This is a genomic window from Nocardioides sp. (assembly GCF_016462705.1).
GTDB lineage: Bacteria > Actinomycetota > Actinomycetes > Propionibacteriales > Nocardioidaceae > Nocardioides.
Genome location: NZ_JAEMSS010000147.1, coordinates 1 through 10790 on the forward strand (window position 1 = coordinate 1; position 10790 = coordinate 10790).

General features: G+C 74.1%; 14 protein-coding genes and 2 pseudogenes. 11 read left to right on the forward strand and 5 right to left on the reverse strand.

From position 1 onward, the window contains the following. Positions 1-285, forward strand: a pseudogene (locus tag JHD21_RS16540) (hypothetical protein); the annotation flags it as partial. On the opposite strand, the gene JHD21_RS16545 reads toward JHD21_RS16540, so the two are convergent. Both JHD21_RS16545 and JHD21_RS16550 read right to left on the reverse strand, forming a co-directional pair. Then, entirely contained in the window at positions 264-599 is a 336-nt protein-coding gene (locus JHD21_RS16545; protein ID WP_292677424.1) for a rhodanese-like domain-containing protein, read from the reverse strand. The pseudogene JHD21_RS16540 and the gene JHD21_RS16545 overlap by 22 nt on opposite strands. After that, the gene (locus JHD21_RS16550) at positions 596-871 is read right to left on the reverse strand and encodes a hypothetical protein (RefSeq protein WP_292677426.1); all 276 of its coding nucleotides are present in this window, start codon (positions 869-871) and stop codon (positions 596-598) included. Before JHD21_RS16550 ends, JHD21_RS16545 begins: the two co-directional genes overlap by 4 nt. A 151-nt stretch (positions 872-1022) precedes the next feature. On the opposite strand from JHD21_RS16550, the gene JHD21_RS16555 reads away from it, so the two are divergent. Next, a complete protein-coding gene (locus JHD21_RS16555; protein WP_292677429.1) occupies positions 1023-1388 on the forward strand; it encodes a hypothetical protein in 366 nt (121 codons plus the stop codon). Here JHD21_RS16555 and JHD21_RS21920 read toward each other — a convergent pair. Then, a pseudogene (locus tag JHD21_RS21920) lies at positions 1362-1631 on the reverse strand (LysR family transcriptional regulator); the annotation flags it as partial. The gene JHD21_RS16555 and the pseudogene JHD21_RS21920 sit on opposite strands and share 27 nt — an antisense overlap. A gap of 104 nt (positions 1632-1735) precedes the next feature. On the opposite strand from JHD21_RS21920, the gene JHD21_RS16560 reads away from it, so the two are divergent. Together JHD21_RS16560 and JHD21_RS16565 are read left to right on the forward strand one after the other, a co-directional pair. Continuing rightward, a complete protein-coding gene (locus JHD21_RS16560) occupies positions 1736-2212 on the forward strand; it encodes a hypothetical protein (protein ID WP_292677430.1) in 477 nt (158 codons plus the stop codon). 44 nt (positions 2213-2256) lie between these two features. Further along, entirely contained in the window at positions 2257-3534 is a 1278-nt protein-coding gene (locus JHD21_RS16565) for a glycosyltransferase (RefSeq protein ID WP_292677432.1), read from the forward strand. A gap of 45 nt (positions 3535-3579) precedes the next feature. Here the strand turns inward: JHD21_RS16565 and JHD21_RS16570 are convergent, their stop codons facing one another. Then, positions 3580-4458: a DNA-formamidopyrimidine glycosylase family protein gene (locus JHD21_RS16570; protein ID WP_292677434.1), complete on the reverse strand. Its 879-nt coding sequence runs from the start codon at positions 4456-4458 to the stop codon at positions 3580-3582. Between the two features lie 71 nt (positions 4459-4529). Between JHD21_RS16570 and JHD21_RS16575 the strand changes: the two genes are divergently transcribed. From JHD21_RS16575 to JHD21_RS16585, 3 genes are all read left to right on the forward strand, one after another. Then, complete coding sequence (locus JHD21_RS16575) at positions 4530-4772, forward strand: hypothetical protein (RefSeq protein ID WP_292677436.1); 243 nt, start codon at positions 4530-4532, stop codon at positions 4770-4772. A 130-nt stretch (positions 4773-4902) separates the two neighbouring features. After that, complete coding sequence (locus JHD21_RS16580) at positions 4903-6105, forward strand: ATP-binding protein (protein WP_292677438.1); 1203 nt, start codon at positions 4903-4905, stop codon at positions 6103-6105. A gap of 29 nt (positions 6106-6134) precedes the next feature. Further along, on the forward strand, positions 6135-6677 hold the full coding sequence (locus tag JHD21_RS16585; RefSeq protein ID WP_292677440.1) for a MarR family transcriptional regulator: 543 nt from the start codon (positions 6135-6137) through the stop codon (positions 6675-6677). A gap of 22 nt (positions 6678-6699) precedes the next feature. Here the strand turns inward: JHD21_RS16585 and JHD21_RS16590 are convergent, their stop codons facing one another. Continuing rightward, entirely contained in the window at positions 6700-7281 is a 582-nt protein-coding gene (locus JHD21_RS16590) for a hypothetical protein (protein WP_292677442.1), read from the reverse strand. A gap of 105 nt (positions 7282-7386) precedes the next feature. Here JHD21_RS16590 and JHD21_RS16595 point away from each other — a divergent pair, with 105 nt between their 5' ends. From JHD21_RS16595 to JHD21_RS16610, 4 genes are all read left to right on the forward strand, one after another. Further along, positions 7387-8211, forward strand: coding sequence for a glycerophosphodiester phosphodiesterase family protein (locus JHD21_RS16595; protein ID WP_292677444.1), 825 nt, complete (start codon positions 7387-7389; stop codon positions 8209-8211). A gap of 15 nt (positions 8212-8226) precedes the next feature. After that, entirely contained in the window at positions 8227-9171 is a 945-nt protein-coding gene (locus JHD21_RS16600) for a DUF5926 family protein (RefSeq protein ID WP_292677446.1), read from the forward strand. Positions 9172-9263: 92 nt separating this feature from the next. Beyond that, the gene (locus tag JHD21_RS16605) at positions 9264-10181 is read left to right on the forward strand and encodes an ATP-binding cassette domain-containing protein (RefSeq protein WP_292677448.1); all 918 of its coding nucleotides are present in this window, start codon (positions 9264-9266) and stop codon (positions 10179-10181) included. After that, positions 10178-10790, forward strand: a 613-nt coding sequence (locus JHD21_RS16610; protein ID WP_292677450.1) for an ABC transporter ATP-binding protein, incomplete at its 3' end; no start/stop codon positions are given. The genes JHD21_RS16605 and JHD21_RS16610, both read left to right, overlap by 4 nt.

A 10790-nucleotide genomic window follows, 5' to 3' on the forward strand; every position in this document is an offset into this window, starting at 1 on the left:
GGCCTCTACGGGGTCGGGATCGGGGGCCTGTTCGCCGGGGAGTCGATGTTCCACCGGGAGCGGGACGCCTCGAAGGTCGCCCTGGTCGGGCTCGTCGACCTGCTGTCCGACGCCCATGCCGAGGACCGGCTGCTCGACGTGCAGTGGGTGACGCCGCACCTGGCGACCCTGGGTGCCGTCGAGATCTCCCGGGACGACTACCTGGACCGGCTCGCGGTGGCGATGTCCGTGCCGGAGGCCGCGTGGTCTGCCGGCTCGGGGCGTCAGAACACCAGCGGCGGCTGACCGGTCTCGCTCACCAGGTCCCGGCCTGCTGCCTGCCAGTCGAGCAGCCCGCCGTCGAGGTTGACGGCGTCGCGGCCCTGCTGGACCAGCCACCCGGTGACCTGCGCGGACCGGCCGCCGACCTTGCACACGACGAGGACCTGGGCGTTGGGCACCTCGCCGAGACGCTCGGGGAGCTCGTTCATCGGGATGTGCTGCGAGCCCTCGATGTGGCCGTGCGCCCACTCCACGGGCTCGCGGACGTCGAGGACCGCGAGCCCCTCGGGCAGCGGGTCGGGGACGCCGTCGATCGAGACGGTGGGGATGCCGGTCACCCGGCCAGCCTACGAGGCGAGGACGGGTCGGCCCGGGCGAGGTCGGCCGCGGTGCCGAGGAGGATGCGGATGCCGGGAGCGTCCCTGTTGCGGGCGACCGCGTGGTACGTGGCGGTCGCGGCGGACCTGGGCAGCGACACGGTCCGAAGGAGCGGCCGCACGGAGTCGTCGAGGTGCGTCGCGTCCACCAGGGCCCCGCCGTGGCCGGCCAGGACCTGGTCGACCAGGTCCTCGAGGTGGGCGACGAACCGGAGTGGTGCCTCGACCGGCATGCCCCGCCCTGCGCAGGTCGCTCGGGTCGGGCGGACGCACGACGGCGGCGTCGCGGACGTCGGGGACGAGCAGACCTCCCAGACCGACCGCGGAGGTGGTCCTCAACGTCGTCAGGACGCTCAGGCGGACCGGGGGCAGCGCGACGGACGCATGACCCGCGGGGATCAGCGCCTCGGGAAGGAGCGCGACGTCGAGGCTCCCTTCGAGCAGACCCACGCGGTGCTCGGCAGCCGGGCCCAGCCGAGGAACCACGCACAGGTCCGCACCCAGGGTCACCAGTCGGCTGCTCATCCGCCGCATCACGGGGCGCAGCACGGCCGGGAAGCCCACCGTCACGCTGGTCGCGTTCGCGCCCGAGCGTTCGCGGGCGAGGTTCTGCAGGGTCTGGGCGCGCTCGACCAGGGCACGGATGTGGGGCATCATCGCCGCTCCGGCCGGCGTCGGCCGTACGCCTCTGCTGCTGCGGTCGAACAGCTGCACGCCGTACTCGCGCTCGAGACGCTTGAGCGCCTGTGACACCGCGGGCTGGGTGAGGTGGGCGCGGGAGGCGGCCCGCCCGAAGTGTTGCTCCTCCGCGAGCAGCAGGCAGGTCTTCAGGTCGTTGAGGTTCATCGCACCGTCTCGTCGTGGTCGGGACCGCGGCAACGTAGGCAGCGAGCCTGACGATGGGCTTCCCGTCGGCTGAGCATCCGCGATGGGGATGGTGCCCGGCGTGGCCGCCGATGAGCACGGAGGCCACGCGCGAGTCGCTTCCTGCATAGGAGGACAACCGTCGGTTATCCAACCCTCCGACGGGACGACGGTGGCCCGCAGGCCGACGATCCTGGGGCCACCTGATCCCGACCCTCCAGGAGGAGAGCCCCATGACCAGCACCTTCGACGGCGCAGCGTCCACCAGCAGCACCGGTCCCGTGCGTGTCCCGTTCCCCATCGCGGCAGCGGTGGGGGCGGCGTCCGTGGGCGTGATCGGACTGCTGCTGCCGTGGGCCGCTATCGACGGCGACCTCACGGCCGGCGACTCGTCCGAGGCGATGAACGGTTTCGGTGAGGACTTCTTCGGACCTGTGGTTCTCGCGTCACTCATCGTGGGCGTCGCCGGAGTGGTCGCGGCTGTCAAGGCCCGATTCGTGGCCATCGCAACCCTGCTGAGCGCCGCCGTCGTGGTGCTGCTGGCGGTGGCGGGGAACGCCAAGGTCGGACGGACCCAGGACGCCGCGGACGCGCTCATCGGAGCAGGTGGTGGGGACGCGGTGTCCACCGGGCTCGGGGTCTGGGTCACGCTCGCGTCCGGCTTGGCCCTCTTCGCGTCCGGCGTGCTGGCCCTGCGCCGGAGTCGCTGACCGCGCCGGGGCGAACGGGACCGCAGGAGCAGGAGTCACTGCGCATGGTCGACCACCCTGGTCGCTCCCTCCTCATGATCGCCTTCGGCACTCGTGGTGACGTCGACCCCACGCTCGAGCTCGCCGCCGGCGTGAGACACCGCGGCGTCGCCGTCCGGCTCGCCGTCCCCAGCGATTTCGTCGGCGCCGTCGAGGCCCGCGGGCTGGCGAGTGTCGACCTCGGCGTGTCGACCACCGAGATGCTCGGCAGCGACGTCGGGCGGCGCTGGGTCGAGGGCAGCCACCGCAGCCCACGGGTGGCCCTCGCGCTGCTGCGGAGCATGTTCAACGAGTTCGGGCCCCGCGTCGCGGAGGCGACCCTCGCCGAGCACCGGCCGGACGAGGCCGTCGCCAGCAACGTCCTGACCTTCGGCATCGGCGCGGCCCTCGCGGAGGCCCGGCAGGTCCCGCACCTGCAGCTGCTCCTCGCCCCGATCACGCCGACGTCCCTCGCCGAGGCGAGCGCGGCGCCCTTCCACACCGGGACCAAGGCACTCGATCTGGCGGTGGGTCGCCTGGGCCTGCGCGCGGTCCACTGGGCGGGCGCCGAGCCGGTCAACAGCCTCCGCAGCAGCCTGGCCCTGCCACGCTGGCGCACCCGCCACCACGTCGCGAGGTGGATGGAGACCCCTGTCGTCTACGGCTTCAGCCGGCACGTCGTGCCGGTGGACCCGGAGTGGCCGGACAGCACCGTGGTCACGGGCTACTGGTGGGGGGACGAGCGGACACCCAGCACACCGCCCGCCGTTCTCGGCGACTTCCTGTCCTCCGCGCCGAGGCCCGTCTACGTCGGCTTCGGGAGCATGCTCGGAGGACTCGATGCCGAGGCGGCGGTCCAGGTCGCGTGCGAGGCGATCGTCCGCGCGGGTGTTCACGGCGTCGTGGCGCGGCCCGGCGACGCCCGCGTCACGCCGGACGGTCGCGTCTGCCTCGTCGGAGACGTCGACCACGCGTGGCTCTTCCCGCGGATGAGCGCCGTGGTTCACCACGGGGGTGCGGGCACGACCGCGCAAGCCATCCGCGCCGGGGTGCCGTCGACCGCCGTCCCGCGGCTCGGTGACCAGCCCTACTGGGGACGTCGGCTGGCCGAGCTCGGTGTGGGCATGCCACCGCTCCCGCCCGGCAAGCTGGACGCGGCGTCGCTGGCAGAGGTCATCGTCGGCATGCTGGACGAGTCCATGTCGAACAGGGCGTCCCGGCTCGCCTCACTCGTGCGGGGTGAGGACGGTGTCGGACGCGCCACGGACGCCGTCGTGGACCTGCTCCGACAGGGGCGGTGCTGACCCGAGCCCTGGATCGAGGCCCTGGGGCCGACGCGACCGCGACCCCTACTTCAGGAACTTGCTGGTCCGCCGGTCCGCGAGCGGCTTGCCGCCGGTCTGGCAGGTCGCGCAGTACTGGAGGCTCGAGTCGGCGAAGGACACCTCGCGGACGACGTCGCCGCACACCGGGCAGGTCTCACCGGTGCGGCCGTGCACGGCGAGGTGGGACTTCTTCTCGCCCTTGAGCTCGCTCGCAGCCAGGCCGCGGGAGCGCTCGACCGCGTCGCCGAGCGTGACCCGGATGGCGTCGTACAGGACCACGAGCTCGCTGTCGTCGTCGCCCTCGACGAGGGTGGAGGCCGGCTTGAACGGCGACATCCGGGCCGCGTGCAGGATCTCGTCGGAGTAGGCGTTGCCGATGCCGGCGATCGTGCCCTGGTGGCGGAGCACCCCCTTGAGCTGCTTGCGGCCCTCGGCCGTGAGGATGTCGCGCAGGCGCTCGAGGGTGAAGTCGTCGGTCAGTGGGTCCGGACCCAGGCTGGCGATCCCCGGCACGTCCTGCGGGTCGCGGACGACGTAGATCGCGAGCCGCTTCTTGGTGCCGGCCTCGGTGATGTCCAGCCCGGACTGGTCCTCCAGCACGACCCGGGCCGCCAGCGGGTTGCGGCCGCTCGGCTTGGGCGGGAGCGTCGGCACCTCGTCCTTCCAACGCACCCAGCCACCGCGCGCCAGGTGCATGACCAGGTGCAGCCCGGCGACGCTGATGTCGAGGAACTTCCCGTGCCGGGTCACCCCCTCGACCAGCCCGCCCTCCAGCGCCCGCAGCGGCGGGTCGAAGGTCTTGAGCGCGCTGAACGTCGCCAGGTGCACAGTCTGGATCGCGTGCCCGGACAGCCGGCCCTCCAGGTCGAGGGCCAGCGCTTCGACCTCGGGCAGCTCCGGCACGCCCGCCAGTCTATGTAGCGCCGCCCCCGTGACCGGGTGACAGATTTCCGGTCCAGGAGCATCATGGACAGATGGCGGACACCGCGCCCCTCCCGGCCGCGGCGTCGATCTTCCTCGACGCGCGAGGCGCCGACCGCGCGCTCCGGGTGTCCTGGCACAGCGAGGCCGACCTGGTGGTGCTCTCGATGTGGCGGGAGAACGTCTGCGTCGGCTCGTTCCGCCTCGCCATCGACGAGGTGCCCGACCTGATCGGCTTCCTGTCGGCGGGTCTCGGGTCGGCGTACGCCGGGGCGCGCGCGGCGCGGTCCGCCTGACGCTCGGCCCGGGGGAGCGGTGAGCCAGGGCCCGTTCCTGCGCCGGAAACGGGCGCGCACGCACCGCCTCGTCCGCCGCGCCACGCCCGAAATCTAAGGAATCGCCTAGACACCCCGATACCGTCCGAGCGTGGACCCGATCCGGAACCCGTACGCCCCGGGAGCGGGCCAGCGCCCGCCCGAGCTGGCCGGCCGCGACGAGCAGCTGCGCGCCTTCGACGTCGTCCTGGAGCGGGTCGCCCACCACCGGCCCGAGCGGAGCCTGGTGCTCACCGGGCTGCGTGGCGTCGGCAAGACCGTGCTGCTCAACGCGTTGCGCAGCCAGGCTGTGCGCCGGGGCTGGGGGACCGGCAAGCTCGAGGCTCGGCCCGACCAGCGGCTCCGCCGGCCGCTGGCCGGCGCGCTGCACCAGGCCGTCCGCGAGCTCGGCCACCCGCAGCAGGACGAGTCCGACCACCTCCTGGGGGTGCTCCGGGCCTTCGCCGAGCGCGACGCCGCCGACGCCAAGCTCCGGGACCGCTGGAGCTCGGGCATCGACGCCCCCGCGGTCCGTGGGAGGGCCGACTCCGGTGACATCGAGATCGACCTGGTCGAGCTGCTGTCCGACCTGGGTGGCCTGGCCGCCGACACCGGCAAGGGCGTCGCGGTCTTCGTCGACGAGATGCAGGACCTCGGGCCGGACGACGTCTCGGCACTGTGCGCCGCGTGCCACGAGATCGGTCAGGTGGGTCTGCCGGTGATCGTCGTCGGCGCCGGGCTCCCGCACCTGCCGGCGGTCCTCAGCGCCAGCAAGTCCTACTCGGAGCGGCTGTTCTCCTACCAGCGCATCGACCGGCTGACCCGCGAGGAGGCCGACCGCGCCCTGACCGCCCCCGCGCAGAGCGAGGACGCGACGTACGACGACGACGCCCTCGCGGCGCTGTACGACGCGACCGGGGGCTACCCGTACTTCGTCCAGGCCTACGGCAAGACGGTCTGGGACCTGGCCCCGCGGTCGCCGATCACCGCGGCCGACGTCGCCGTCGCCGCCCCCGAGGCCGAGCGCGAGCTCGCGGTGGGCTTCTTCGGCAGCCGCTACGAGCGGGCGACGCCGGGGGAGCGCGACTACCTGCGGGCGATGGCGGACGCGGCGAGCGTGCTGCCCGACGAGGCCACGGACCCGGTCGGGTCGGTGGCGACGGCCGACGTCGCGGCACACCTCGGGAAGAAGCCGCAGTCCCTCTCGCCGGCGCGGGACGCCCTGCTCAAGAAGGGCCTGATCTACTCCGGGGAGCGCGGCCGGATCGCGTTCACGGTGCCGCACTTCGGCAGGTACCTGCGCCAGCAGGCCTGACGACGATCGCGCATCCCTATGCTCGGGGCATGCAGGTCGCCCCGCTCGGTCACGACGAGAACGTCATCGGTGCGGCGGCGCTGCTGGTGGCCGACCGGATGCGGCAGGCCGTCGAGCCGCTGGCCGGCACCTCCGGCGCTTCGGCGGCGGCGCTGACGGCGCTGCTGGCCTGGGCGGACGGCGCGCCCGTCGACGCGCTCGCCGCAGGACTGCGGCTCAGCCACTCGCGGGCCGTGCGGGTGGTGGACGCGCTGGAGCGTGAGGGCCTCGCCGTGCGCGGCCCGGACCGGACCGACGGGCGCCGGGCGCTGGTCCACCTGACCAAGCAGGGTCGCGCCGCGGCCGCCCGGGTGCTCGACGCCCGGGCCGGCGCCGTGCGCGAGGTGCTGGCATCGCTGGACGCCGACGGACGCCGGGCGCTGGCGGCGGCGGCCGAGGCGATCCTGGAGGACGCGGCCGACAGCCGTGCCGAGGCGCGGGCGATCTGCCGGCTCTGCGACGCGGTGGCCTGCGGTCACCCCACGGGCGGCTGCCCGGCGACGGCCGGCGCCGACTCCCGCGAGCGCCCCTGACCTGCGCGGCCGGGCCCCGGGCTCAGTCCAGGGCGTCGACCGCCTGCCGGGTGCTGCGGGACAGGGACTCCCAGACCGCGCGCAGGGCGGTGGCGGCGACCTCCGGGTCCTGTGCGGCCAGGGTGAGGTTGGCCGTGACCGGGCCGTCCGCAGCGCTGAGCGTGGCGTAGTAGCCCTCCTCGGTCGGCCGCCGGCAGGTCGACGCGTCCAGCACGTCGTAGCCGTCGACGTCGATCTCGAGCGGCTCACGAGGACCGGCGCAGACCCAGTAGTCCGCCAGTCGCTCAGCAGAGGCCCGCGCGGCGTCCTCCGACCCGAACACGTCCAGGCCCGCGCCCCAGGCGCCGACGGCCCCGTCGTCGAGGACGTAGTAGACGTCCCAGGACCGGCCGGCCAGCAGCCCGTCCTCGGCCGAGGCGACGCCGTCGATCGGCTTGCCGAAGTCGAAGCTGCCGAGGTCGAACGACGCACTGGCCGGGCGCTCGAGGTCGTCCAGCACTCGCTCGGCCTGCTCGGTCGTCGGGGACGGCGGGGGAGCGTCGCTGCACGCCCACAGGACCAGGGCAGCACCGAGGACCAGCACGGGGGAGCGCCAGGCAGCCATGGACCCAGACTATGTGCTTCGCGCATACAGATGCGACCCCAGCGAGACCCGCCGGACGGTGGTCGACCACGACGAGGACGACCGTGATCGGCCATGATTCTGGTCATGACCGCCGAGGCGCCGGTCCGGCCGCAGGTGGTCGCGCACCGGGGTGCCAGCTACGAGAACGCCGAGCACACCCTGGGGGCCTACGTGGCCGCGCTCGACGCCGGCGCCGAGGGCCTCGAGTGCGACGTCCGCCTGACCGCGGACGGCCACCTGGTGTGCGTGCACGACCGCGACCTGCGCCGTACCGCCGGCCGCCGGGACGCCATCTCGACGCTGGACCTCGCGGACCTCGAGCGGCTCGACGTCGCGTCCTGGAAGAACCCGTGGGCGGACCTCGACGACGAGGCACCGATCCGCGACGAGTCGCTCGACCGGGTGCTGACGCTGCGCAAGCTGCTCGAGACCGCCGCGGACTACCACCGCCGGGTCGAGCTGGCCATCGAGACCAAGCACCCGACCCGCTACGGCGGGCTGGTCGAGAAGCGGCTGGTCGAGACCCTGCGCGACTTCGGCTGGCACCGCGAGGGCACGCCGGTGCGGGTCATGAGCTTCAGCCTCACCGCCTTGAGCCGGGTCGACCAGATGGCGCCGGAGGTGCCTCTGGTGATGCTGCTGGACAAGAGCGCCATGTGGCCGGTCCTGCGCCGGATGATCGGCAAGGACTGGCTGGTCGGCCCCGGCATCGACCTGCTGCGCGAGGAGCCGGAGCTCGCCCGCCGGATCCACCGCCGCGGCCACGACATCCACGTCTGGACGGTCAACACCGAGGAGGACCTGCGGCTCTGCCTCGACCTCGGGGTCACGGCCGTCATCAGCGACCGGCCGGCACTCATGCTGCACCTGCTCGACGGCGCCCCCGGCGACGAGGACCGGGCCCGGTAGCTCCAGACTGGGCCCATGGCGAAGAAGTCCCGCACCAAGGCCCGTGACAGCAGCACGTCGGACAGCTCGCCCGCGGAGGGCGCCGTGGGTCCGCGGCAGCCGTGCCCGTGCGGGTCCGGCAAGCGCTACAAGGCCTGCCACGGCGCGGGCGCGGGCGCGCCGACGGCGTACGTCGCCCGGCCGTTCGAGGGACTGCCCTCGGAGTGCGACGTGATCGCGCTCCGCGAGCTGGTGCCTGCCGCCACGGCACCGCTGACGGTCACGGGCACCGACAAGAACGTCCTGCTGGCGTCGCTGCTGCCCATGGCCGCGCCCGCGATGGTGCGCGACAGCGGCGACATCTGGCTGGGCCTGCAGGTGCAGCACAACTTCGGCGACCCGGCCCGGGACCTCGGGGCGGTGCTGAGCCTGGCCCTCGAGGCCGAGCCAGGCGTCGTCGGCCTGACCGACCCGCCCGGCGACGGACCCCGTCTCCAGGACCTCGTGGAGGGCGACCGGCTCGACGTGACCGTGCACGAGGGCTTCGACTTCTGGATGGCCGACGTGGAGGACGACGGGTCCTTCGCGTCGGCCCTCGAGGCGGCCAACGGCGCGGCCTCGCCGACCTCCCGGCTCACCCAGGTCGAGGCGGCGTACTGGACCGACGTCTCCACCAAGGAGCACCTGCGGTGGGTGATGCCCGAGCCCGAGGACCAGCTGCTCGACGCGCTGTCGCGCCTGCACGCCGCCGGCCGGGACCAGCTCGTCGAGGGGGGCCGGCTGGTCGGGATGTTCCGGGCCCACGGCCTGCTCACCCCGGTCTGGGACCTGCCGCTCGGTACCGGCCCCGAGGCGCTCGAGGACCCGGCCACCGACTTCGCCGCCGCCCTCGCCGAGGCGCTGGCCGACGACTCGCCGCTGACCACCGAGCAGCGCGCGGCCCGCTCCGGCCTGGCGAACCGGCAGGTCACGATCCGCTGATCTCCGGCGACTGATCCCCGAGGGCGGGGCCGCCCGCGGCTACGCTCTCGCGAGGGTGGTCGCGGAGGGGGACGTCGGTGACGGAAGCGGGGATGAGGCTTCCCGCCGCTCCGGCGCGCGAGGCCGAGTACGGCCACGACGCGCTGGTCGTGTGCGACAACCTGGTCCGGATCTACCAGGCCGAGGGCATCGAGGTGCAGGCCCTGCAGGGCCTAGACCTGCTGGTCCACGAGGGCGAGATGGTCGCGCTCGTCGGAGCCTCCGGGTCGGGCAAGTCCACGCTGCTCCAGGTGCTCGCCGGCCTCGACGCGCCCACCGCCGGCCGGGCCCGGGTCGCGGGTCAGGACCTGGCTGACATGTCGCGGTCCGACCGGGTGCGCTACCGCAGGCACGTCGTCGGCTTCGTCCGGCAGCAGACCGCCCGCAACCTGCTGCCGTACCTCACCGCCAGCCAGGTCGTGGACCTGCCGATGGCGATCGCGGGCGTCCCGCGGGCCCAGCGGCGGACCCGCACCGCGGAGCTCCTCGAGAGCGTCGGGGTGGCCCACTGCGCCGGGCGCCGCCCGGACCAGATGTCGGGAGGGGAGCAGCAACGCGTGGCGATCTGCGTCGCCCTGGCCAACCGGCCGCGGGTGCTGCTGGCCGACGAGCCGACCGGCGAGCTCGACAGCGAGACGGCCCAGGAGGTGTTCGCCGCCCTGCGCACCGCCAACCACGACCTCGGGGCCACCGTCGTGGTCGTCACCCACGACGCCGCGGTCAGCGGCCAGGTGGCGCGCACCGTGGCCATCCGCGACGGGCGGACCAGCAGCGAGGTGCTGCGCAGCGGCGTGGGACCGGGTGACGTGCACGCCGAGGGCACGGCGGAGGAGTACGCCGTCATGGACCGGGCCGGCCGCGTCCAGGTGCCGCGGGAGTTCCGCGAGGCTCTCGCCCTCACCAGGCGGGTCCGGCTCGCGCTCACCGACGACCACGTCGAGATCCGGTCCGACCGCGACGAGGACGGATGACCGCCGCGGGCGCGATGGTGGCGGTCCGGGCCCTGACCCGGACCTACGGCACCGGCCCGGGCACCGTGCACGCCCTGCGGGAGGCGACGTTCGAGGTGGCTCCGGGCGAGATGGTCGCGCTGGTGGGGCGTTCCGGGTCGGGCAAGACGACGCTGCTCAACCTCCTCGGCGGGCTGGACCGGCCCGACACCGGGACCGTGCACGTCGACGGCACCGACGTCACCGCCCTCGACGACGACGGCCTGAGCCGGCTGCGCCGCGACACCGTGTCCTACGTCTTCCAGACGTTCGGGCTCATCCCGACGCTGACGGCGGCGGAGAACGTCGGGGTCCCCCTGCGGCTGCGGCGCGAGCCGACGGGGGGGCGGGACCGGAGGGTGGACCTTCTGCTCGAGCTCGTGGGCCTGCACGACCACGCCCGGCAACGGCCCGCGGAGCTCTCCGGTGGTCAGCAGCAGCGAGTGGCCATCGCCCGGGCCCTGGCCGGGTCGCCCCGACTGCTGGTCGCCGACGAGCCCACCGGGCAGCTCGACGCGGAGACCGGGCTGGCCGTGATGGCCCTGCTGCGGGCGATCGGTGCCAGCCGGCGCCAGGTGGCCCGCTCGGTGC